Consider the following 23,371-nt stretch of genomic DNA (forward strand, 5'->3'; position numbering starts at 1 on the left):
TGTGTGCCGTGTGCCGTGTGCCGTGTCCGCCGTCCGTCGTGTCTCACGCACGCGCACGGACGGTGGACGCGGCCTCGCCGGCCCTCGCCTAGGCCCGCCGGCGGGTCACCAGCCACACCGGCACCAGCGTGGCCGGCACGATGCCGACGGGGATGACCCAGTCGGGCCATCCGAGTGCGCGGACCACGATTGCCATGAGCGCGCAGCTGACGAACAGGCCGCCGATCGTCCACAGACCGGTCCGCCGTGCGAGGCCAGGCCGGTAGCGGTCGGGGCGGACCAGCCACACCAGGCCGAACCGGAGACACACCGACGCTCCCACGCCCAATGCGGTGGCGACGGCGGTCAGCGCCTCGGGCTCGTCCCGCGGCTCGTCGGACGCGGCCTGGCGCACCCCGTCCTGACGGAGCGCCATGACGTCCCCGCGCCACAGGACGCCGTCGACCCGGTCACCCGGCCGCACTCCCGTCATCAGCGGCCCCGTGTCCCCGAAGCTCACCTTGCCGCGCCAGGCCGCGCCGCTCACCGTGGCCCGGTACCCGCCCCGCGTCTCCTCGACGGTGTCCACCGTGAGCGGCACCGTCCGCAGGCAGTCCTCCGCCCGGCCCGGCGGCGGATGGCCGGCCGCGCACACCTTCGCGACCCGGTAGTCCGCGAGCCGGTCGGCCCGGCGCGGGTTGAGATCGGTGAAGACCAGGTAGCAGACCATCGCGAGGGCCAGGCCGAGAACGGTCACGCACACGCCCATGAACCGCACCCACGTCGTATGCATCCGGTTTCCCCCTGCCCGCCCCGTCGAGCGGCCGGGAAGGGTGCCCATCCCCCCAGGTGGCACTTCCCGGCCGCCCGTTCAGACTTCCGCCCCGGCCGGTCGTCGGACAAGGAAACCGTCAGGCAGCGGCACCCGTCGAGGATTGCCGGGTCCCGGCAACGAGCCGGGCGGGCGGGTGGATGGGCGGTGGGGGGCGAGGATCGGCTCCCGTACGGGGCGAGCCCGCCGCGCCGCTCCCCTCACCCGACGGGTTCAGACGCCGGCGGGGGCGGGGGAGGCCCCGCCGGGTTCGGATTCGGGCCGGACCCGGCCCAGCAGCCGGACCGGGAGCAGCGTGGCCGGGACGGCGAGGGCGGGCACGATCCAGCGCGACAGGTCGAGCGCCTGGGCCACGGCTCCCAGGGCGAGGCAACCCAGGAACACGGCGAAGCCCGTCACCACGGCGCTCCTCACCAGAGCGGCCGGCGGCCGATGGCGGTCGGGGCGGGACCACCACCTCGGGCCGGAGCGCAGACACAGGACCGCCAGCAGGCCCAGGCCGGTGGCGATGCCCGTACTCACCCGGGACTCGTCCCGCGGCTCGTCGAGGGTGCCCTGCCGTGCCTCCTGCGTGCCGAGCGCCATGATCGTCCCGCGCCAGAGCGTTCCGTCGACCCGTTCTCCCGGCCGCAGCCGGTCCAGTACGGGTCCGGGCTCCGCGAACACCACCGTGCCGTGCCAGGAGCCGCCGCTCAGCGCGGCCTGGTAGCGCCGGGTCCTGGGAGTCCGGTCCACCACTGTGCGGTCCACGGTGAACGTGAGTGTCCGCAGACAGTCCTCCGGCTCACCCGCCGGCCGCGGGGCGGTGGTGCCTGCGACGGCCTCGGTGCCGGCGCCGGCGCCGGTGCTTGTGTCCGTGGCGGGGCACTGTGCGGCGGCCCGGTAGTCCGCGTACCGGCTCACCGCGCTCGGGATCTGGTAAGCGAAGCTCGCGAAGGAGACCGCCCCGCACACCAGCCCCAGCACGATCGCGAGCACACCGGCGAGCCGCGTCCGCTCCCCGTCGTCTGGACGGTTCCCGTCGCGTCGCCGCCCGGGTCTGTCCCCGTCGGCGTCCGCCGCATCAGCCCTGGCCACGGGAGCCCCCTCACGTTTCCGCGCCGGAACTCTCCGCCTCCCCCCCGAGGCAGCCCCCGGCCGCCCCCGCAGTCTTCCGCCCTGGATGATCTTCGGACAAGGGGTCTGCGGCATCCTGCCACGGCGGTTTCAGCTGCGGTACGGGTTGTAGCCGCCGTAGTCCAGATACTGCGGCGGCGTCCAGACCCGCCCGGTGGCCCGGGCCGCGTACGTCAGCGCGGGTGAGGCGAGCGGGCGGCGCTGCCACAGGTGGTGCAGCAGCTCCTGCTCGCGGGCCGCGAAGTCCGGCACCGCCTGGCCGCGTCCGACCCGGTGGCGCAGGAACGCCAGGGTCGTCGCGAACGCCTCGTACTCGCCGACGGCCCGCGCGGCCGGCTTGCCATGGCCGCGGCCGGCGAACGCGCGGGCCATCGAGCGGGCCCGCATCGAGGAGAGCGCGAGCGGCTCGTCCGGGGCGAGCCAGCCCGCCGCCGCGTAGGCCGGGAGTTCGGCGGATATGGTGCGCAGCTCCTGCTGCCGGCTCCAGATCGCCAGCCAGGTCAGCAGGGCGAACACCGGCACCATGAACATCCCGTAGACCAGGATGAACGCCATCGGGTGGAAGGTCGCCGACCCGTTCCACAGCGCGTGCATCCCCATCGCCAGGATCAGTCCGCCCAGCGGCAGCAGCGTCATGCGGACGCGGCGGGCCCGGGCGGTGGTCGCGAGCAGGGCGGCGAAGCCGAGCCCGAGGCCGGTGAGCGAGGTGAACAGCGGGTGCGCGAACGGGGACAGGACGACCCGGACGACGAACGTGCCCACGGTGACCGAGCCGACGCCCGCCGAGCCGCCGTCCTGGTCCTCGCCGAAGGCGTTGCCGAGATAGAGGATGTTCTCGGTGAAGGCGAAGCCGGTGGCGGTGAAGCCGGCGTAGACGAGACCGTCGACCGGACCGTTGAAGTCCCTGCGGCGGAAGAGGAAGAGCAGCAGGACGGCGGCGCCCTTCGCGGTCTCCTCCACGAACGGGGCGACGGCGGTCGCGCCGAGGGCGTCCGCCGAGTCGGGGTCGGCCGTGGCGCTGGATATCCACTCCACGGCGAAGGAGTTGGCGAAGATCGCGATCAGCGTGGAGGCGAACGCGCCCCAGGCGAGCGCGAACAGCAGGTTCTTCCAGGGGGCCGGCTCGACCCGGTCGAGCCAGCGGAACGCCGTGATCAGCAGCGGCACCGGCAGCACGGCGAGGCCGAGTCCGACGAGGAAGCCCTCGGTGCCGGTCTCCTCCCGCACCAGCCCGAGGATCACCAGGCCGCACAGCGCGAGCACGGTGATCACGGTGATGCCCCGGACCAGCCGGCTGCGCCAGACCCGGCGCGGTTTGTAGCGCCACTTGGCGCGCGGCGGTACGGCGCCGAAGTCCGGCTGCTCCCCCTCCCGCGTGGGCACGGGAGCGGGAGCGGGCGACAGCGCGGTCGTGGGCGCGGGGAAGGCCGGCGGGGCGGCCGTGCCGCCGGCCTCGCCGAGCGGCGTGGGCGCGGATCCGGTGATCGGGTTCGAGGACACACGACGACAGTAGCCAGCGTCACCGACAGTAGTCGAGGGGGTTGCCGCGGCCTGTGGATAACTCGGTGGGGGTGGCTCCGTCCCCCACCGGCGGGCTCACACCCTGTGGAAAAGCAGGTCGTGGACGACGTGCCCCTTGTCCAGTCCCTGTCCCTCGAAGCGGGTCAGCGGCCGGAAGCCGGGCCGGGGCGCGTAGCCGCCGTCGGCCTGGGTGTTCTCGAAGTCGGGGTGCGCGGTCAGCACCTCCAGCATCTGCTCCGCGTACGGCTCCCAGTCCGTGGCGCAGTGCAGCAGCCCGCCCTTCACCAGGCGGGGCGCGAGCAGGGTCAGGAAGTCGGGCTGGATCAGCCGCCGCTTGTGGTGGCGGGCCTTCGGCCAGGGGTCCGGGAAGTAGACCCGGCAGCCGGCCAGCGACTCGGGCGGCAGCATCTCGCGCAGCAGGATGATCGCGTCGCCGTTGGCGACCCGGACGTTGGTGAGGCCGTTCCGGTCGGCGAGACCGAGCAGATTGCCCTGGCCGGGGGTGTGCACGTCCACGGCGAGGATGCCGGTGCCGGGGTCGGCGGCGGCCATCTGCGCGGTGGCCTCGCCCATGCCGAAGCCGATCTCCAGGACGACCGGAAGGCCGCCGAACATCTCGTCCAGGTCGAGGACGCGGGCGCCGTCGATGTCGAGGCCCCAGTCCGGCCAGCGCTTCAGGAGCGCCTCGGCCTGACCGGTGGTGACCCGGCTGCGGCGCGGCTGGAAGCTGCGGATCCGGCGCTCGTAGTGCGAACCCGCCGGGTCGGGCGCGGGCCCCTCGCCCGGCGCGAACCTCTGGCTGCCCCGGCGTACGCGCTGCTCGCCCTGGGCCTCGGGTGCGGGGTGCGGGATGTTCTCTGGCTGCTCAGACACAATGACCCGATTCTACGGCGCACCGCGTCGCCGCCGCGGGCCGCGCGGACCGGGCGGGAACGGCCGGGGCCCCGCGCCGCCGCTACAGCAGGGCCAGCGCCCGGCCCGCCACCTCGCGGCCGATCGGCAGCGACGCCGTGGCCGCCGGCGAGGGTGCGTTGAGGACGTGCACCGTCCGCGCGGACTCGCGGATGAGGAAGTCGTCGACGAGTGTCCCGTCCTTCAGTACCGCCTGCGCCCGCACGCCCGGCGCCGCCCGCCGCAGATCGCGCTCCTCGACGAGCGGCAGCATCCGCCGGACCGCCTCGGTGAAGGCGCGCTTGGACAGTGAGCGGCGCAGTTCGCCCGCTCCGTACCGCCAGTGCGCGCGGGCCATCGCCCAGCTGCCGGGCCAGGCGAGGGCGTCGGCCAGATCGCGCGGGCGGACGACCGGCCAGCCGTACCCCTCGCGGGCGAGCGCCGGGACCGCGTTCGGCCCGACGTGCACGCCGCCGTCGATGCCCCGGGTGAGGTGGACGCCGAGGAACGGGAAGGCCGGGTCGGGTACCGGATAGACCAGGCCGCGCACCAGGGACGGGTCGGTCAGCTCGTAGTACTCCCCGCGGAAGGGGATGATCCGCATCTCCGGGTCGTCGCCCGCGAGTCGGGCCACCCGGTCGCAGTACAGCCCGGCGCAGTTCACCAGGACACGCCCGCGCACCACGCGCCCGGCGGCGGTGCGCACCGCCACGCCCCAGGGCCGCCGGTCGATCGCGGTGACCGCCGAGCCGTAGACGATCCGGGCCCCGGAGGCCTCGGCGAGCCGGGCCGCCACCGCCCCGTAGTCGGTGATGCCGGTGGTGCCGACGTGGATCGCGGCCAGGCCCCGCACCCGGGGCTCGTACTCGCTGATCTGCGCCGGGCCCAGCTCGCGCACCGGGATCCCGTTCTCCCGGCCGCGCTGGACGAGCGCGTGCAGCCGGGGCAGCTCCTCGCGCGCGGTGGCGACGATCAGCTTGCCGGTGATCTCGTACGGAATCCCGTACTCGGCGCAGAACTTGACCATCTCGGCCGCGCCCTCGACCGCGAAACGGGCCTTGAGCGAGCCGGGACGGTAGTAGATGCCGCTGTGGATCACGCCGCTGTTGCGGCCGGTCTGGTGGCGGGCGGGGGCGTGTTCCTTCTCCAGGACGGTGACCCGGGTGCCCGGAGCCGCGCGGCTGATGGCGTACGCGGTCGACAGGCCGACGATTCCGCCGCCGATCACGAGCACGTCACAGTCAAAGCGGTCCGATTCGGACACCAGCGCCACCTCCCACCCCTGCATACTGCACTGGCCCACTGACAACCGGGCCAAACCGTTCGCTCCATGGGATGTGTGTCACGCCGGGGCCGGAGCAGGGGCCGGCCCCGGTCCCGGTCCCGGCCCTGATCCCGACCCCGGTCCCGGCCTTGGCTCCTGCTCCGGCTCCGGGGAAGCCCCTGGTCGGCCGGGTCCGCTCACGCCGGGGCCACGAGCAGCGGCCGGGCCCGCTCACGCAGCTCCATGACGCGCGGCTCGTGCCCGTACGGTTCGAGGCGGTGCAGCAGATCCCGTACGTACTCGGTGGTCCGGGCCGACGAGATCCGCCCCGCGACCTCCACCGCGCGCGTACCGGCGGCGCAGGCCGCGTCCAGGTTGCCGGACTCCAGCTCGGCCACCGCCGACACCACGAGCCGAAGCCCGTGCGAGCGCACGTACTCCTCGGTGGGCCGGGACAGCGCCTGCGCGGTGAAGCGGCGCATCTCCTGCGGCAGCTTCAGGTCGCGGTAGCACTCGGCGGCGTCGGCGCAGAACCGGTCGTACGAGTAGAAGCCGAGCCACGTCGGGTCGCCGTCGCCCTCCCGGGAGCGCTCCAGCCACCCCTCGGCGGACTTGAGCGCGCCGGAGGCGGCGGCCTGGTCGCCGGCCTTGGCGTGCGCCCGGGCCTCGACGAGCCGGAAGAACGACATGGTGCGGGCGGTGGCCAGGCCCCTGTTGCGTTCGAGGGCCGCCTGGGCGAGGTCGACGCCCTCGTCGGCGAAGCCCCGGTAGGTGGCCTGGAGCGACATGGAGGCCAGGACGTAGCCACCGAGCGGGACGTCGGCGGCGGCGCGGGCGAGCCGCAGCGCCTGGATGTAGTAGCGCTGGGCGGCCTCCTGCTGGCCGGTGTCGAAGGCCATCCAGCCGGCGAGCCGGGTCAGCTCGGCGGTCGCGCCGAACAGGGCGCGGCCGACCTCGTCCGAGTAGGAGCCGAGCAGCAGTGGCGCGGCGTCGACACGTAAGCACTCGGGGACCATCGAGGAGCGCCAGTCGCCGCCGCCGTACTTGGAGTCCCAGCGGCGGGCGTCCTCGGCGGCCTCGCGGAGTTTGGCGACGTCGCTGTGGCCTACGCGCGCGTGCTCCCCGTTCTCGGCGGCACCGGCCGCGCCGGCGGTCTGGGCCGCGACCGTCCCCGGACCCGCGCCGGGAAGGGCGAGCGGACCGTCGAGCGGGCCGGAGGCCGGGCGCGGGGCGATCCGTTCCACCGACGGGTCGGCGGGCGTGATGAGCCAGCGCTGCGCGGGCGTCGCGTAGGCGCTCACCGAGAACGAACCGGCGAGCGACTGCCAGATCCCGACCCCGCCCCGCCGGCCCGCGCTGTCCAGCCGGTACAGCTCGGTCGCCGAGCGGACCGCCGCTCCGACGTCGCGCGGGAAGGCGAGGCCCACCTCGGGCGCGGGGTCGGCGTCGGCGAGCCCGATCTCGTGCAGCGGCACCGGCCGGCCGAGCTTCTGGCCGATGGCGGCGGCGATCAGATGCGGGGCGGCGCCTTGCGGCACCATGCCTTTGGACACCCAGCGGGCCACCGACGTCTTGTCGTAACGAAGCGTCAGTCCCCGCTGTGCGCCGAGGTCGTTGACGCGCCGGGCGAGCCCGGCATTGCTGATTCCCGCGAGGGCGAGAACCGTGCCGAGCTTTTCGTTCGGCCCGCGTTGCTCCCTGGACATGACGCCACCCCTTGACACGACACCCAGAAGGCCGCCACGACGCCGGGCATAGGCGTGCGGCATTCGTTAGCACAGCGTAGTTCGCCGGATCCCGACCGTTAAGGGGCGGTGTGCCGTATGGCGAGATTGTTGTGGGATGGAATGACCGGCGGCCGCCTCGACGCGCGCGCGTGCTCCCGTCGTGTGGCCGTGCGCCCGGCCGTGCGCTCTCGTCGCGTCTCGGGGGAGAGCGCTTCCATGAGTGCTGCGTGGGTCGGCCCGCTTGGCCGAGGACCGATGTCCAGGACGGGTGGGCTGGGGGACACCGCCGCCCCATTCCCCGCGGGTGGCGGGCGGCTCCGGGAGGCGACCGCCTCCCGGACCGCCGTACCGCGTGACACGTCCCGGCTCCGTGCGGCCGGGACGAGAATGGCCGAAAAGCGCCGTACGGCACCGGTGCTCGACAGGCTTATGCCAGGGGCGCGTTCGCCGACGCCGTGATGCCCCGGTGACACCTCCTGCGCGCCGTCGGCATGGCAGCATGTCTCCACTCGACCTTTGTGGAGGCGGCGATGCGGTGGCTGGTGGGCTGGAGCAGTGTCGCCGCGCGCTCCGGCACCCCGTACCTGGCACCACCCGGCTCCGCCGGCACCGTCGGCGACCCCGCCGACGGGCTCAGCGTGCAGCCCGTCGGCGCGCAACTCCTGTGGGAGGACCCCGATCCGCTGTGGGCGGTCGGGGACTGGCGGCCCGACGAGGTCCGCCTGGTCGACCTCGACGCGCACACCCGGATGGCCGTGCTCGGCTGCTGCGCGGCGAGCGACGACGAGCTCCGGCGCGGGCTGCTCACCGCGCGCGGGGGCGCACTGCGGCACCTGACGGCGTGGCCCGGCAGCTACACGGCCGTGGTCAAAGCGGGCCGCCGCGTCACCGTCACCGGCGATCTCGCGGGCGCCCGGCCGGTGTTCCACACCCCCTGGGCGGACGGTACGGCCTACGGCACCGCCGCGTTGCCGCTCGCCGACCTCACCGAGGCCCAGCTCGACATCGGACACCTCGCCGCCCTCCTCGCCTGCCCCGAGACCCCCGAGGCGCTGCGCGACTCCACCCCCTACGAGGGCGTGCGACGGGTCCCGCCCGGCCACGCCCTGATCCTGCGCGAGGGCGCCCGCGAGATCGCCGGCCACGAACCGGTCGCCTCGCTCGCCGTCGCCGCGCCCGAGGCCGACGCCCGCCAGGCGGTGGAAGCCGTACGGGACGCACTCGTCGGAGCCGTACGGGCCCGGCTCACCGCGCCGCGCCACGCCCCCGACGCACGGCTGCCCGACCCCGGCCCGGTGCCCGGCATGGGCCCCGCCGACCGGCGCGCCGCACGCGGCGGCGCCCCCACCCCCGGCATCGGCGCCGACCTGTCCGGCGGCAGCGCCTCCGGCACCCTCGCCCTGCTCGCGGCCGGCCTGCCCGGCGTCCCCGGCACGATCCTGGGCCACGGCGCGGGCGCGGGCGAACGCCTGCTCGCCGTCACCTTCAACGACCTGGCCGCGCCCGCCGGCACCGAGGGCCGCGACGAACTCGCCCGCGCCCGCGAGATCGCCGCCAACCCGCGGCTGCGCCACGTGGTCGTCGCGGCCGGCGAGGAGGCGCTGCCGTACACGGGCCTCGACGGGCCGCTCACCGACGAACCCGCGCCCTGCCTGGTGGCCGCCGAACGGCACCGACGACGACTCGCGGGCGGCAGCGCCGACCACTTCACCGGCTTCGGCGCCCGCCAGGTCCTCGACGCCCACCCGGCCCGTCTCGCCGACCTGCTGATGGACCGCCGGCGCCGCTCCCTGGTGCGCCCGGTGACCGCGCTGGCCCGCGCCACCGGTCCCTCGGCGGGCGCCCTGCTGGTACCGCTGACCGTGTACCGGGCGGCGCGGCGGCTCGCCCGTACGCCGTACCGCGCCGGCCTGGAGGCCGCCGCCACGCGCGTGTTGGAGGCCAACCGGGCACCCGATCCGGCCTACGGCCCGCTGGAGGCGTCGCTGTCCGCCCTGGCCTGGTCCCGGCCAGGCCCCGCGGCGCGCTGGCTGACGGGGGAGGCGCTGGCGGAAGTATCGGTTCGCCTCAACCGGGCGGCGACCCTGCCCGCCTCCGTCCAGCGCCCCGGCGAGGCACGCGCGCGTGCCGCCCTCGCCCGCGCCGCCGCCGACCACCGGGTCCTGGAACAGGCGGCGGAGATCCGCGGCCAGCGCCTGCACGCCCCGTTCCTCGACAACCAGGTCGTTCGGGCCTGCCGCGACCTCCCCGAATCGCTGCGGGTCCAGCCCGACGCCCGCGCCACGGTCCTGCGCACCGTCCTCGCGGACACCGGCATCCACGACCTGCCGCCCGGCTGGGGCGCCCCGCACCCGGCCGTCCCGGCCGCCGCCACCCGCGCCGGACTGCGCGCCGCCCTGCCCCACCTGCTCGCTCTCTTCGACGCGCCGCTCCTGGCCGACGCGGGCCTGGTCGAGGCCCGCGTGGTCCGCCGCGCCCTGCGCGCCGCCGCCGACGGCGAACAGGTCCCCCTCGACGGCCTCGCCGACCTCGTCTCCACCGAACTCTGGCTCACCCGCCTCCTGGCCCGCCGCGGCTCCTGCTGGACCGGCACCGCCGCACCCCGGCACCGCGCGGTCCCGGGGCCGTTGGTTCCGGCCGGGCGGTCGCTGCCGGCGTGAGGGCGCGGAGCCGAAACGTCACAGCACGCTCGTTCGAGTGAACGATTCCGTTTTTTCCGCAGTGAGGGCATCTACGCTGAAAGCGTCGCATTGAGCGAAGGAGGTCCGTGATGGCAATGGCGCTGCCAGTACCGGGTGACGAGTTCCCGGGTTACGACGTGGGTGACTACGAGGGTGCGTCCGTCGAGCAGACCTTCGAGCTGTTCAGTGCGGTGGCTCCCAAGGGCTGGCGCGTGGAGCTGACCGAAGGCGAGATCAAGGTGGTACCACCCGCGAACGGCGATCACGAAGAGATCGTCTCGGAAATGAGCGGCCAGGTTCGCGATCAGGACAAAAGGATGGGGCGGTACACCAACGTCGGCCTTTGTCTGCCTGATGGTTCCAAGGTCATTCCTGATCTCGTCATCGCCCCCAAGGGCAGCTACTCCGACCGGGAAGACTGGCACGCTCCTTCCGCCGTCCTGCTTGTCGCGGAGATCACCTCCACGTCGACCGCCGGTCGCGACCGTGTCCAGAAGCTCCGTGGCTACGCCCGGGCCGGTATTCCGGTGTACCTGGTCGTCGATCGCGACGCGGGCGAGATCACCGTCCACTCCCGCCCCCAGGACGACCACTACACGCGCCGGACCGTCCACGACCTGGGGGCAGTGGTTCCCCTTCCTGATCCCCTCGGCTTCGTGTTCGACACCTCGGAGTTCTGAGCCCGCAAGCCCCCCAAGCGCCCCTCTCCGGGCAAACCCCGAGGCGTACGGCACTCCCGCCCGCGACAATGGGCGGGTGCGGTATCTCATCCTCGGCGCCACCGACGCGCTCGACTCCACCGGCGCCTCCCTCCCCCTGGGCGGCGCACGGCTGCGCGCGCTGCTCGCCGCGCTCGCGCTGCGCGGCGGCCGGAGCGCGACCGTCGCCGAGCTGGTCGACGACGTGTACGCGGACGAGCCGCCGCAGGACGCGCCGGCCGCGCTGCAGGCCCTGGTCGGGCGGTTGCGGCGGGTGCTGGGCAGGGACGCCGTCGCGTCGGGGCCGGGCGGCTACCGGCTCGTGGCGGCGCCCGAGGACATCGACCTGTACGTGTTCGAGCGCCGGTTCCGCGATGCGGGCACCCGGCTCGACGCGGGCGACCCCGAGACCGCCGCCGCGCTGCTGCGGACCGCCCTCGGCCTGTTCCGCGGGCCCGCGCTCGCCGATCTGCCCGAGCCCGCGGGCGTACGTCCCGAGGCACAGCGGCTCGCCGCGCTCCGCCGCCGCGTCGAGGCCGACCTGCGGCGCGGCGCCACCACCGGACTCGTCCCCGAACTGGCCGAACTCACTGGCGCGTACCCGTACGACGAGACCTTCCACGCCCAGCTGATCCGCGCCCTGCGCGCCGAAGGCCGCCCGGCCGACGCCCTCGCCGCGTACGAGAACGCGCGCCGCACCCTCGCCGACGGGCTCGGCGCCGACCCCGGGCCGGAACTGACCGCCCTGCACGCCGAACTACTCGCCGGAACACCGCCCCGGGTGCCACGACCGGCCTCGCCCGCGTCCACGGCCCCGCGCCCCGTACAGGCTCCCACTCACGCTCCCACTCCCGCCCCCGAGCCCGGCAACATCCGGCCGCGGCTGACCTCGTTCGTCGGCCGCGAGCCCGAACTGGCCGCCCTCCAGGCGGACCTGGAGCACGCCCGTCTCGTCACCCTCACCGGCCCCGGCGGCTCCGGGAAGACCCGGCTCGCCGAGGAGGCCGCCCGCCAGGCCGCCGGACCCGCCGCCTGGATCGCCGAACTCGCTCCGCTCGACGACCCCGACGCCGTCCCCGGCGCGGTGCTCTCCGCGCTCGGCCTGCGCGAGACCAACCTGATCACCACCCGCGACGGCGTCCCGCTCCAGGACGACCCCACGGCCCGTCTCGTCGACCACCTGGCCGACCGTCCACTGCTGCTCGTCCTCGACAACTGCGAGCATGTCGTCGACGCCGCCGCGGCCCTCGCCGAGACCCTGCTCGCCCGCTGCCCCGGCCTGCGGATCCTCGCCACCAGCCGGGAGCCCCTCGGCGTCCCCGGCGAGACCGTCCGCCCCGTCGAACCCCTCCCGCCCGCCCCCGCCCACCGGCTCTTCGCCGAACGCGCCCGCGCCGTCCGCCCCGGCTTCCGGGCCGGCTCCCCGGCCGAAGGCGCCGACGAGACCAGGGACGCGGGCGGCCCCCACCCCATGGCCCCCACCAGCGATGACGACCTCGCCGTCGCGGAGATCTGCCGCCGTCTCGACGGTCTGCCCCTCGCCATCGAACTCGCCGCCGCCCGGCTGCGGCTCCTCACCCCGCGCCAGATCGCCGACCGCCTCGACGACCGTTTCCTTCTCCTCACCTCCGGTTCCCGCACCGTCCTGCCCCGCCAGCAGACCCTGCGCGCCGTCGTCGACTGGTCCTGGGACCTGCTCGAACCGGCCGAGCGCGATCTGCTGCGCCAGGTGTCCGTGTTCGCCGGCGGCTGGGACCTCGCCGCCGCCGAGGCCCTGAACCAGGCCGCCCCCGGGACCACCAGGACGCCCGGCACCGCCGACACCCTCGGCGCCCTCGTCGACAAGTCCCTCGTCGTCGCCACGCCCACCGACGACGGCGAGATGCGCTACCGCCTCCTGGAGACCATCCACGAGTACGCCGTCGGACGCGCCGCCGAGACCCCCGCCCTGCTCGCCGCCGCCGAAGCCGCCCACACCGCCCACTTCACGGCCCTCGCCGAACAGGCCGAGCCCCTGCTGCGCTCCCACGCGCAACTGCCCTGGATCGCCCGTCTCGAACGCGATCTCGACAACATCCGGGCCGCTCTCCACCGCACCGTGGTCACCGCGCCCGACGAGCCCACCGCCCACCGGCTCGTCTTCGCCATGGGCTGGTTCTGGTGGCTGCGCAACTACCGCCCCGAGGCCCTTGCCTGGGTCGAGCGAATCCTCCTGCTCGGCGACGACCCGGGCGATCCGGCCGACCCGCGCCACTGGCCCCGCATGCACCTGCACATGCTCTCCTTCTTCCTCGCCATGGAGAGCCAGAACATCAGCGCCCTCAGTTCCTTCCGCGACGAGGCGGCGGGCATGGCGCTTGTGGCCCGGGTCCGTACGGCGTTCGCCCGGGATCCAGGCCCCCAGTCCGCCCGATTCCCCGGCCTGCTGTGGCCGTTCACGGCCTACCTCGCCGACGAGCCCGCCGACATCCGGCCGCTGCTCGACGGCGCCATCGCCAACTGCCGTGTCCACGGCGGCGACTGGGAGATCGGCGCCGTCCTGATGTTCCGTACGCACCTGGTCATCGACCGGCCCGGGGACCGGCCCGGCGTCGAGCAGGACCTCGCCGAACTGCGGGTGATCTCCCGCCGGGTCGGCGACCGCTGGATGCGGGCCCAGGTCGCGGGCGTCGCGGCCGAGGCGCTGCTGATGCGCGGCCGGTACGAGGAGGCCCGCGGGGAGTACGAGGAGGCGCTGGCGCTCGCCCGTGAGGTCGGCGCGTACGCCGAGGGCCCGTTCCTGATGGCCCGGCTCGCCGAGCTGCACTTCCGGTCCGGTGACACGGAGGCCGCCCTGCGGGGCCTCGCGCAGGCGGAGGCCGAGGCCCAGCGCTGCAGGGTCAGGGACCTGGAGGCCTATGCCGGATATCTGAAGGCCGCGATCGCCCTCCACGACGGGGACTGGCCCGCCGCCCGCCGCCACGTCGAGACCTCCGGGGCCTACACCGACGCGGGCCCGCTGCCGCCGCACGTCGCCGCCTTCGTCACCGGCCTCACCGCCCGCGTCGAAGCCCACGAGGGGGGCGGTGACGTGGCCGTCGGCCGGTCCGCCGAGGCCCTGCGGATCGCCCGGGACGGCCAGTGCGCCCTGCCCATCACGATCGGCATGGCCGAGGGACTGGCCACCACACTCGTCCTCGGCGGCCGGGCCGCCGACGCCGTGACCGTCCTCGCCGCCGCCGACACCTGGCGGGCCGACATACCCCGCTCCGTACCGGAGCGGCGCGAGGTCGAGGACGTCGCCGGCCGGGCCCGTGCCGCGCTGGACCCGGCGGCCTACGAGGAGGCGTGGGCGGCGGGCCGGAGCCTCACCGTCGACGCGGTGCTGGCCCTCGCGGAGTCTTACGGCGCCTGAGCCGGCACCGGTCCCGCCGCCGGTCCGTCACGCGCAACTGATCCGGGAGGCCGCCCAGTCGGCGACCACCGCCCGGCCGAACTTCGTGTGCGGCTCCACCACGAGCTGGAGGGTGCGGCGACCGCCGATCCCGACGCGCACCGGCACCGGCGAGTCCCCCGGGCGGACCACCGCCGAGCGCCACAGCCGCTGCCCGTCGGCGTACACGGCGAAGCGGACCCCGGCGACCTGCTTCAGCGGGGCGGTCAGGTCGTCGATGCCGGCGAGCGCGTCGTACCGGGTGCACTGCCGGTTGAGGTCGATGTGCAGCGACGACGAGGCGTGCACGCTCACCCCGCTGTAGCGGACGTCGTTGATCGACAGATCGGAGCGCCGCCACATCCAGCTGCTCCGCGCGAGGTCGACCTCCGGCTTGGTGCCGTCGCCCGAGACGTACTCCAGCTGGTTCAGCGGGAACACGGCCGGGGGAGCGGGCGGTGTGGTCGGCGGAGTCGGCTTCGACGGCGTGGGCGTGGGCGTAGGAATGGGAGTGGGTTGCGGCGTGGAGGTCGGCCGCGGGCTGGGCTTCGCGCTCGGCGTGGGCGTGGGCGCGGGCTTCGCACTGGGCTTGGCGGACGGAGTGGGGGCCGGTGCCGACGGACGCGCGGCCGGGGCGACAGGCGAGGAGGGCTGGGCGCTCGGCGCCGGCGGAGCGGGGGTCGGCTTCGGTGCCGGCTTCGCGGCGGGCGGGGCCGAGTCCACCGGGGCGGCGACCGTCGGCTCCGGCGCGGGCTGGGCGACCGGCTGGGGCTCGGAGCCCGTGAGTGCCCAGACGAGCCCGGCGGTCGCGGCGACCGCGGCCACCGCCGCGATGCCCGCCTTCGCGGGGATGCCCAGACCCTCGGCCACGGCGGCGGACGAGGCGCCGCCGGAGGAGGCCCCCGCACCCGCGCTCGCCCCCGCGCCCGTGGCGGCCGCCGCCGCACCGGCCGCGCCCGCCCCGGCCACGCCGCCCGCGACGACACCGGCCGCCTTGAGCACGTACCCGGCGGCGAACCAGCCGATGACCGCGACCGGCAGCAACGCGGGGATCCCGGCGTTCACATGGGCCAGTTCACCGGCGGCCAGCCGGCACTTGACGCACTCGTCGAGATGCTTGCGCAGGCCGCGTTCGGCCCGCATCCGCAGACCCCCGCGCGCGTACGCGCCGAGCCGGTCGGCATAGCGGGCGCAGTCGCCGCCGGCCGTGAGGGACTGGCTGACATGCGCCTGGAGGTACGCCTGCTTCAGCCCTTCACGGGCCCGCCCGGCGAGTACGGCGGTGGCGTTCGCGCTCAGCCCGAACAGCGGCGCGACCTCGCTCGGCGACTCCTCCTCGACCGTGGTGTGCCACAGCACGGCCTGCCAGCGTTCCGGCAGCGACCGGAACGCCTGGAGGGCGAGGGACTGTTCGGCGTCGTGCATGGCGCGGACGTCGGCGCCCAGGTCGAGGGTGGCCGTGTCGGCCACCTCCGACGCGCGGGCGGCGTCCTCGACGAACACGGCGAAGTCCTCGACCAGCTGCTCGCGCTTACGGGTCCGGGTCCAGGACGCGGCGACCCGGCGGACCGAGGTCAGCAGGTAGGCGCGGACGGCCTGTTCGGGCCCGGCGCCGCGGCGGACGGCCTGGAGGGTGCCGGCGAAGACCTCGGCCGTCAGATCGTCGGCGGTGTCCGCGTCCCGGCAGCAGGTACGGGCGTAACGGCGGACGGCCTCGGAGTGGCGGCGGAACAGCTCCCCGTACGCGCTGTCGTCGCCCTCCCGCATGCGCCGGATCAGCTCGGAGTCGGACGGCGGGAGATCGAGCGGAGGCGGCAGGACGGAACCGGTCCCGGCCCCCGTCTCGTCGCGCTCGCGCTGGTGCGGGACGATCGGCCCGTCGGGTCCGGCGGCGGCCGCGCCGAGCCCCGGGGCCCCGGCCGGACGGCCCTGACTCGGTACGTGCCCGGTGGCCGCGGTCGCCGCGCCGTCCATGGCGCCGGCGGTGCCCAGGGTGTCGTCCCGACTGTCACCGCTCATCGCCGAAGCCCCCGTTTGCACGCCCGACCCAACCCGGCCAAGCCTGCCACAGAGCCCGGGCACGCCGAAGTCCCCCGTCGAGTTACCACTCGTCCGGGGCGACTTCAGGCCTTCAGGCGTGACGCTTCGTCCGTCCGTGCCATGCCTGCCCATGCCGTGCCGGTTCGCGCCCTGCCCGCCGTCCCGCACCACCCGCAAGCGCGTGCACAAGCGGGAACGCACGGGTGAGCACAGTCAGCGACGCGGGTGGAACCCCGCCGTACGGGTGACCGCTACCGCGAGCGCAGGCCCTCCAGAAGGATGTCCAGAAGCCGGGCCGACGCCGCCGCCTGCTGCGCGGCGTCCGGCAGCGCCGGCGCCGCGGTGGCGATCACCAGCAGGACGTCGGCCACGGTGACGTCCGTCCGCAGCTCGCCCGCCTCCCGCGCGCGCTCCACCAGCCGGCCCACGACCTCGAGCAGCTCCGCGGCCCCCGCGTCGAACTGCTCGGCCGGCGGCACCGCGCGCGGCGCGACCAGGCGCTGCTCGGCCTCCGCGTACCCCTCCGACGCCGTCCCGTTCAGGCCGGCCGCCCGCTGCTGCGGCACCCGCGCCCCGTCCTCGGGCAGCGCCGTGTCGTCCACGCCGACCCGCAGCACCTGCGGCGGCAGCAGCCGTCCGGCGCCCGAGGCGACCGATGTCCGCAGGAACCGGGACAGCGCCGACCACGGCTCGTCCTCCTGGCCGAGAGCGGCCCGCGCCTGCTCGGTGAGCCGCGCCGTCTCCTCCTCGGCTATCCGCCGGACCAGCACGTCCTTGCTGGGGAAGCGGCGGTAGACGGTACCGACGCCGACCCGGGCGCGGCGTGCCACGTCCTCCATCGGAGCCCCGTACCCCAGCTCCCCGAACACCTCGCGCGCGGCGCGCAGCACGTGCTCCAGATTGCGCTGGGCGTCCACCCGCAGCGGCGCGGATCGCGCGCCCTGCACCGGCTGCTGCGCCGTACGGACCTGCCCGTACGAATCCTGAATCTGCATAAGCGTTCCCCCGCTCATGATGTCTCCCCCCGGAGACTCCCCGCCCTGACATCCGGGGCCCGGTCCTGCCCGCGCTCGCGGTCCGCGCGCGGCGATCCGACACCCCGACGAGGTACGAACATAGTTGAGTCGGGGTCAATTCAGAAGGGGCAGTTCCGTACGGTGCGCCCCCCGATCGGAGCAAGGACCGGGACACTCCCGATTCCGCTTTTGGAGCCCACCCGCCATACCCGCTCTGACCTGCGAACTTCCTGTCGTGTCACGGTTGTTCGGCCGCTCGCGGGACCCGATCCCTCCAGTCACACAATTTGCCGGGCCTGTGGACAAACCCCAAACGGCGTTGCCTCATGGGACGGTGACCGAACCTGTGCGCGTTCTCGTTGTCGGCGGTGGCTACGTCGGGATGTACACCGCGCTGCGCCTTCAGCGGCGGCTCAAGACGGAGCTGCGCGACGGCCGCGCCGAGATCACGGTGGTCACGCCGGATCCGTACATGACGTACCAGCCCTTCCTGCCCGAGGCGGCCGCCGGATCGATCTCCCCGCGCCATGTCGTGGTCCCGCTCCGCCGCGTCCTCGGCCACTGCCGGATCATCGTCGGCGAGGTCCACGCCATCGACCACGCCGCGCGCGTCGCGACCCTCTCCACCCTCGCCACCGAGGAGACCGGCGCCGCGCCCACCCGGCTCCGGTACGACGAACTCGTCCTCGCCCCCGGTTCCGTCTCCCGCGCCCTGCCGATCCCCGGCCTCGCCGACCACGGCATCGGCTTCAAGACGGTCGAGGAGGCCATCGCGCTGCGCAACCACGTCATCGAGCAGATGGACATCGCCTCCTCCACCCGCGACCCGGCGCTGCGCGCCGCCGCCCTCACCTTCGTCTTCGTCGGCGGTGGCTACGCGGGCGTGGAGGCCCTCGCCGAGCTCGAGGACATGGCCCGCTACGCCGCGCGGTACTACCACAACGTCCGGCCCGAGGACCTGCGCTGGATCCTCGTCGAGGCGAGCGAGCGGATCCTGCCCGAGGTCGGCGAGGAGCTGGGCCGCTACGCCGTCCGGGAGCTGCGCGGCCGCAACATCGACGTCCGGCTGGGCACCCGGCTCGTCTCGTGCGCGAACCGCGTCGCCGTCCTCGACGACGGCACCCGGCGGCCCACCCGTACCGTCGTATGGACCGCCGGCGTCAAGCCCGCGCCGCTCGTCGCCGCCACCGACCTGCCCCGTACCGAACGCGGCCGGCTGCGCTGCACCACCCAGCTGCGGATCGCCGGCACCGACCATGCATGGGCGGCCGGTGACGCCGCGGCCGTCCCCGACCTCACCGCCGCGCGGGCCGGACGGGTGAAAGACGGGTCGTCGGAGGGCGAGCCGGCGGGCGAGGCCGGCGCACGGCTTCCGGACTGCGCCCCCAACGCGCAGCACGCCGTACGCCAGGCCCGGCTGCTCGCCGACAACCTGATCGCTGCCCTGCGCGGCGCGCCCCTCGCGGACTACGCGCACGCGAACGCGGGCTCCGTCGCGTCCCTCGGCCTCCATAAAGGCGTCGCCCATGTCTACGGCCGCAAACTCAAGGGCTTTCCGGCGTGGCTGATGCACCGCACCTACCACCTCAGCCGGGTGCCGACCGTCAACCGCAAGGCCCGCGTGCTCGCCGAATGGACCCTGTCCGGCCTGTTCAAACGCGAGATCGTCTCGCTCGGCTCGCTGGAGCATCCGCGCGCCGAGTTCGAGCTCGCCGCCGCGCCCCCGCCTCCGCCGAAGCCCGACCATCCCACCGGTGAGGGCGGCCCTGACAACGGCCCCGGCGACGGGTCCGAGGGCCGCTCCGACGGCCGGTTCGACGACGGGCCCGCGAACTGACATCACTGTCAGTGCGCTCGTCCACACTGGACGTGTGACCATAGGTGGGCCTACACCTGCACAGAGTGACTCCGCACGGCAACGACACCACGAGGCATACAGATCCGTGAACTTCACCCGTTGGAGCGCCCGGCTCCCGCGTACGCAGCGTCGCACGGCGGCCCGCGGGCCCGAGGGCTCCGTGCCCGCGGCCCGTGGTGAGCGCGGGCCTCGGCCGGACCGTCTCGAAGCCGAGTCCGACCGGCCCGCCCGGTCGGCCCAGCCCACCGAGACCGCCGAGACCGCCGAGACCGGCACGACCACCGGGGCCCCCACCCCGGAGGACTTCACCGTGCGGGAGATCGTCGGCCGCCTCCCCGGCCTGGTCGCGCTCGTGTACGGCCCCGAGCACCGCATCGCGTACGTCAATGAGGCATATGCCGGCGCTTTCGGCCCCCGCCCGGCGGGCGCCACCGTCGCCGACGCGTGCCCCGAGGCCTCGGAACTCGGTCTGCTGCCCCTCCTCGACCAGGTCCTGCGCAGCGGCAACTCCCGCACCGTGAAGTCCCGCCGCACCCGGAGCGGCGGCTCGTACACCGTCACCTGTCTGCCCGTGGACAGCCCCCGGCTGCCCGACGGCGGAGTCCTCATCCACGCGGCCGACGTCACCGACCACGCCGAGGCCGCCGAGCGGCTGCGCGCCAGCGAGCGCCGCCACCGCGAGACCGCCGTCACCCTCCAGCGCTCCCTGCTCCCGCAGGAGCTGGAGCAGCCCGACGACCTGCGCATCGCCGCGACCTACCAGCCCGGCGTCGCCGACGCCGCGGTCGGCGGCGACTGGTACGACGTCATCACCCTCGGCGCCGGCCGCACCGCCCTCGTCATCGGCGACGTCATGGGCCGCGGGGTGCGTGCCGCCGCCGTCATGGGCCAGCTCCGCACCGCCGTCCGCGCGTACGCCCGCCTCGACCTGCCCCCGCACGAGGTGCTCCAGCTGCTCGACGGCCTCGCCGCCGAGATCGACGCCAGCCAGATCGCCACCTGCGTCTACGCGGTCCACGACCCGAACGAGGGCCGGCTCGTGTACGCCTCCGCCGGCCACCTTCCGATGCTCGTACGGGACGAGGACGGCAGCGTCCGCCGTGCCGAGGACCCCACCGGGCCGCCGCTCGGCACCGGCGGCTGGCAGCACAGCTCCGCCACCATCGACCTGCCGCCCGGTTCCACCGCCGTCCTCTATACAGATGGCCTGGTGGAACGCCGTCGAGAGGACATCGACGAGGGCGTCAGCGCCCTGGAGCGCGCGCTCGCCGGGGCCACCGGCAGCCCCCAGGTCGTCTGCGACCGGCTGCTGCGTGCCCTCGGCGTCACCGCCGACCACGACGACGACGTCGCCGTTCTCGTCGTCCAGCACCCGGCCCGCGACGGAGCCGACGCCGAGCTGTTCCACAACGCCGCCCTGGAGCTGCTCGGCGGCATCGAGGCCGCGCCCCGCGCGCGTGCCTTCGCGTCCGGGGTCCTCGCCAGCTGGCGCTTCCCGGTGGAGCTGTGCGACCTCGGCGTCCTGGCCACCAGTGAGCTGGTCGCCAATTCGCTCCAGCACGGCACCCCGCCCATGCGCCTGCGGCTGCGCCGTACCGACCGCCGGCTGATCATCGAGGTGACGGACGGCGACGACCACCTGCCGCGCCGCCGCCGCGCGGAGACGGAGGACGAGGCGGGCCGCGGGATCTCGATCATCGCGACGATCGCCTCGTCCTGGGGCAGCCGTCGCACCCCGGGCGGTGGCAAGGCGGTGTGGTGCGAGTTCGCCCTGCCCACGAACCGGCCCGCCGCGTAACGGCGCCGGGCGAGCCCGACCCGTACATATGCCCGTACATATGACTGAGGGGCCCCGGAAGGCCCCTCAGTCATCTGCGTGATTGAAATCGATCGCCTGCGATCAGGCTGCGGCGGTCTCGCGCCGCTCGGGCTCGTGCCGCGCCACTATCACCGACGGCTTGGTGACGAGCGACGGCTGGTTCTGCTCCGGCGTGAGCCGCTTGCCGAGCCGCAGGGCCAGCACGGTGATGCCGAGCGAGAACAGCACGAACGTCACGATGTACGGACCGTGCAGCGAGGCACCCATGGGCCCGCCGACCGCCGGGCCGACCGCCAGCGCGAGCTGCTTCACCAGGGCGAAGGCCGAGTTGTACGTACCGACCATCGACTCCGGCGCCAGGTCCGCCACCAGCGGGGCGACCGTCGGCGACAGCATGGCCTCACCGAGACCGAACAGCGCGTACGTGGAGATGAACGCCGCCGTCGCCATCGCCTGGCTGCCGTGCCCGAGGCCCGCGTACCCGGCGATCAGCCACGCCACGGTCCAGATCAGACCGACGGCCGCGATCATCCGCGTCCGCTTGCGGCGCTCGACGAACTTCAGGACCAGGAACTGCGCGGCCACGATCATTGCCGTGTTGGCGGCCAGGGCGACGCCCAGCGTGGACGGCGCGATGCCGGCGGCCTCGGTGCCGTACGCGGCGAGGCCCGACTCGAACTGCCCGTAGCAGGCGAAGAACAGCACGAAGCCCAGGACGCACAGCTGCACCATGGCCTTGTGGCCGAGCAGCGCCCGCACCCCGCCGCCCCGACCGCCGGCCGGCCGGGCACCCGGGAGGGTCGCCGTGTCCGGCATCTTCACGGTCAGCACGATCGCCGCGAGGACGAGGAACATCACCGCTTCGATCGAGAACAGCAGCAGGAAGCTGTCCGGACGGCTCGTGTCGACGAGCTGGCCGCCGATCAGACCACCGACGCCGAGGCCGAGGTTCTGCAGGAAGAACTGTGTGGCGAAGGAGCGGGTGCGGGTGACCGGCGTCGAGCACCACACGATCATCGTGGCGAGCGCCGGCTGCATCACCGCGGTCCCGGCGCCGAGCAGCGCCGCCGACCCGATGGCCGCGGGCACGGTGGCCGCCAGACCGAGGCCGAACGCGCCGGCCGCGGCGAGCAGCGACGCCACGAGCAGCACGGGCACCGGCCCGCGCCGGTCGATGGCCCGGCCGCTGAAGGGGAGCACCATGAGCGCGGCCATGGCGAAGACGGCAAGGACGACACCCGCGGTGGTCGCGCCCAGATCACGCACCTGAGCGACGTACACATAGAGGTACGGCACGGTGAAGCCGAGTCCGAACGCGCTCAGCGCGCTGCCTGCCTGAATCCGGCGCATCGCCGCGCCCATCGCCTTGGTCACACTCACCCACTTCAGTCGCGGGTTCAGATCTGTAGGCCTGAACCCTGAAGACTTCAATACTAAAATTAGATCCTTAACAATACACGCCGAAGGACTTCAATGCCAACGAGCCCCGTGGGATACTCGGCCGCATGTCCGACACCCCCGAGCCCTCCGGCCCCCAGGGCCCGCAGGAGCCGAGCCTCGACGAGCAGATCGCCGCGTATCAGCGCGAGTTCCGCGACCTCGACCCCCAGGTCGAGAAGGTGGTCTCCGCGCTGGGGCGGCTGAACCGGCGGATGAACGTGGCGTACGGCCGCCAGGTCGCCGACCTCGGCATCAGCAACGCCGAGTGGGAGGTCCTCAAGACGCTGGTCCTCTCCGGTGCCCCGTACCGGCTGGGTCCCGGCGAGCTGGCCAAGCGCCTCGGACTGACCCCGGCCGCGATGACCCACCGCATCGACCGCATGGCGGGCGAGGGCCTGGTCACCCGCGACCGTGACGAGAACAACCGCGTGCGTGTGATCGTCGAGCTCACGGACGAGGGTCGCCAGAAGTGGCTGGAGGCCATGCGCATGGCGACGGACTTCGAGCAGGACCTGCTCCAGGACCTGTCGCCCGACGAGCGCGGGGTGCTCGGCGAGATGCTGATCCGCCTGCTGCGCCGGGTGGAGCTGACCCAGCCCGACGCGGGCGGCCGGCTCACCGACCTGGACTGACACGGGCGGACCGCGGAGCCGGCGGCGGGGCCTTCAGGAGGGGCTCCGCGGGCCGTCCGGGGCCTGCCGGGTGAGCCTTGACACGATCTTCATGGATGCGTAAGATTCTCCGAGTTGCCACGGAGCCGGTACGGTCCCCGGCAACCATCCCGCCGCCTTGAGCGGCACCTCAACTCCGCACGATCTCCCCACCGGGACGAATTTCGGCATGCCGGAATTCATTTCGAAAGACTCGATTATGGGTCGCCGGGGAAATCCGCTAGAGTTCAGGACGTCGGAACGGCCCAACAGCCGTGAAGACAAACCCCGCTGACCGGGAATCAGGCGCCGAAAGGATCTGATAGAGTCGGAAAGCGCCGAAAGGGCCTGGAAGCGAAAGCCGAAAGGAACGGAAAGCGCCGAGTGAATCGGATCGAAAAGATCTGATAAGCTCGAAAAGCCGGAA

15 protein-coding genes are annotated in these 23,371 nt (G+C 74.2%); 6 read left to right on the forward strand and 9 right to left on the reverse strand.

The annotated features are described in order from the left end of the window. Nucleotides 1-88: 88 nt before the first annotated feature. The 6 genes from ABZ693_RS29450 to ABZ693_RS29475 form a co-directional block, all read right to left on the reverse strand. Nucleotides 89-772, reverse strand: coding sequence for a hypothetical protein (locus ABZ693_RS29450; protein WP_359883430.1), 684 nt, complete (start codon nt 770-772; stop codon nt 89-91). A gap of 252 nt (nt 773-1,024) precedes the next feature. Beyond that, on the reverse strand, nt 1,025-1,888 hold the full coding sequence (locus ABZ693_RS29455; protein ID WP_359883433.1) for a hypothetical protein: 864 nt from the start codon (nt 1,886-1,888) through the stop codon (nt 1,025-1,027). Between the two features lie 129 nt (nt 1,889-2,017). Continuing rightward, nucleotides 2,018-3,331 (reverse strand): PrsW family intramembrane metalloprotease, encoded by a 1,314-nt coding sequence (locus ABZ693_RS29460; protein WP_359883458.1) that lies wholly within the window; start codon nt 3,329-3,331, stop codon nt 2,018-2,020. Between the two features lie 192 nt (nt 3,332-3,523). Beyond that, nucleotides 3,524-4,321, reverse strand: coding sequence for a tRNA (guanosine(46)-N7)-methyltransferase TrmB (trmB, locus tag ABZ693_RS29465; RefSeq protein ID WP_435842577.1), 798 nt, complete (start codon nt 4,319-4,321; stop codon nt 3,524-3,526). Between the two features lie 82 nt (nt 4,322-4,403). Beyond that, complete coding sequence (gene lhgO / locus ABZ693_RS29470) at nt 4,404-5,627, reverse strand: L-2-hydroxyglutarate oxidase (protein WP_359883462.1); 1,224 nt, start codon at nt 5,625-5,627, stop codon at nt 4,404-4,406. A gap of 173 nt (nt 5,628-5,800) precedes the next feature. Next, nucleotides 5,801-7,309, reverse strand: a complete 1,509-nt coding sequence (locus ABZ693_RS29475; protein WP_359883436.1) for an NsdA family TPR-like regulatory protein — start codon at nt 7,307-7,309, stop codon at nt 5,801-5,803. A 551-nt stretch (nt 7,310-7,860) separates the two neighbouring features. Here ABZ693_RS29475 and ABZ693_RS29480 point away from each other — a divergent pair. The 3 genes from ABZ693_RS29480 (at nt 7,861) to ABZ693_RS29490 (ending at nt 14,103) form a co-directional block, all read left to right on the forward strand. Continuing rightward, a complete protein-coding gene (locus ABZ693_RS29480; RefSeq protein ID WP_359883439.1) occupies nt 7,861-9,990 on the forward strand; it encodes an asparagine synthase-related protein in 2,130 nt (709 codons plus the stop codon). A 116-nt stretch (nt 9,991-10,106) separates the two neighbouring features. Continuing rightward, a complete protein-coding gene (locus ABZ693_RS29485) occupies nt 10,107-10,691 on the forward strand; it encodes a Uma2 family endonuclease (protein WP_359883464.1) in 585 nt (194 codons plus the stop codon). Between the two features lie 76 nt (nt 10,692-10,767). After that, nucleotides 10,768-14,103: an ATP-binding protein gene (locus ABZ693_RS29490; RefSeq protein ID WP_359883441.1), complete on the forward strand. Its 3,336-nt coding sequence runs from the start codon at nt 10,768-10,770 to the stop codon at nt 14,101-14,103. Nucleotides 14,104-14,130: 27 nt separating this feature from the next. Here ABZ693_RS29490 and ABZ693_RS29495 read toward each other — a convergent pair whose 3' ends face one another. Together ABZ693_RS29495 and ABZ693_RS29500 are read right to left on the reverse strand one after the other, a co-directional pair. Beyond that, nucleotides 14,131-16,140 carry a sigma-70 family RNA polymerase sigma factor gene (locus ABZ693_RS29495; protein ID WP_359883444.1) on the reverse strand — a complete coding sequence of 670 codons (2,010 nt, stop codon included), beginning with the start codon at nt 16,138-16,140 and terminating at the stop codon, nt 14,131-14,133. 272 nt (nt 16,141-16,412) lie between these two features. Then, entirely contained in the window at nt 16,413-17,156 is a 744-nt protein-coding gene (locus ABZ693_RS29500; RefSeq protein WP_359883447.1) for a TetR/AcrR family transcriptional regulator, read from the reverse strand. 403 nt (nt 17,157-17,559) lie between these two features. On the opposite strand from ABZ693_RS29500, the gene ABZ693_RS29505 reads away from it, so the two are divergent. Beyond that, on the forward strand, nt 17,560-19,014 hold the full coding sequence (locus ABZ693_RS29505) for an NAD(P)/FAD-dependent oxidoreductase (protein ID WP_435842578.1): 1,455 nt from the start codon (nt 17,560-17,562) through the stop codon (nt 19,012-19,014). Between the two features lie 106 nt (nt 19,015-19,120). Beyond that, nucleotides 19,121-20,833 carry an ATP-binding SpoIIE family protein phosphatase gene (locus ABZ693_RS29510; RefSeq protein WP_359883453.1) on the forward strand — a complete coding sequence of 571 codons (1,713 nt, stop codon included), beginning with the start codon at nt 19,121-19,123 and terminating at the stop codon, nt 20,831-20,833. A gap of 102 nt (nt 20,834-20,935) precedes the next feature. Here ABZ693_RS29510 and ABZ693_RS29515 read toward each other — a convergent pair whose 3' ends face one another. Further along, a complete protein-coding gene (locus ABZ693_RS29515; protein WP_359883466.1) occupies nt 20,936-22,216 on the reverse strand; it encodes an MFS transporter in 1,281 nt (426 codons plus the stop codon). Between the two features lie 143 nt (nt 22,217-22,359). On the opposite strand from ABZ693_RS29515, the gene ABZ693_RS29520 reads away from it, so the two are divergent. Continuing rightward, a complete protein-coding gene (locus ABZ693_RS29520) occupies nt 22,360-22,926 on the forward strand; it encodes a MarR family winged helix-turn-helix transcriptional regulator (protein WP_359883456.1) in 567 nt (188 codons plus the stop codon). Nucleotides 22,927-23,371 lie beyond the last annotated feature (445 nt).

The organism is Streptomyces laurentii (assembly GCF_040635425.1).
Lineage (GTDB): Bacteria > Actinomycetota > Actinomycetes > Streptomycetales > Streptomycetaceae > Streptomyces > Streptomyces laurentii.

Bases quoted from the DNA above. Each gene is read 5' to 3' on its own strand.
- ABZ693_RS29475 (WP_359883436.1), bottom strand. From the start codon at position 7,309: ATGTCCAGGGAGCAACGCGGGCCGAACGAAAAGCTCGGCACGGTTCTC.
- ABZ693_RS29450 (WP_359883430.1), bottom strand. From the start codon at position 772: ATGCATACGACGTGGGTGCGGTTCATGGGCGTGTGCGTGACCGTTCTC.
- ABZ693_RS29520 (WP_359883456.1), top strand. From the start codon at position 22,360: ATGTCCGACACCCCCGAGCCCTCCGGCCCCCAGGGCCCGCAGGAGCCG.
- ABZ693_RS29480 (WP_359883439.1), top strand. From the start codon at position 7,861: ATGCGGTGGCTGGTGGGCTGGAGCAGTGTCGCCGCGCGCTCCGGCACC.
- ABZ693_RS29500 (WP_359883447.1), bottom strand. From the start codon at position 17,156: ATGCAGATTCAGGATTCGTACGGGCAGGTCCGTACGGCGCAGCAGCCG.
- ABZ693_RS29505 (WP_435842578.1), top strand. From the start codon at position 17,560: ATGTACACCGCGCTGCGCCTTCAGCGGCGGCTCAAGACGGAGCTGCGC.
- ABZ693_RS29515 (WP_359883466.1), bottom strand. From the start codon at position 22,216: ATGGGCGCGGCGATGCGCCGGATTCAGGCAGGCAGCGCGCTGAGCGCG.
- ABZ693_RS29495 (WP_359883444.1), bottom strand. From the start codon at position 16,140: ATGAGCGGTGACAGTCGGGACGACACCCTGGGCACCGCCGGCGCCATG.
- ABZ693_RS29485 (WP_359883464.1), top strand. From the start codon at position 10,107: ATGGCGCTGCCAGTACCGGGTGACGAGTTCCCGGGTTACGACGTGGGT.
- lhgO (WP_359883462.1), bottom strand. From the start codon at position 5,627: ATGCAGGGGTGGGAGGTGGCGCTGGTGTCCGAATCGGACCGCTTTGAC.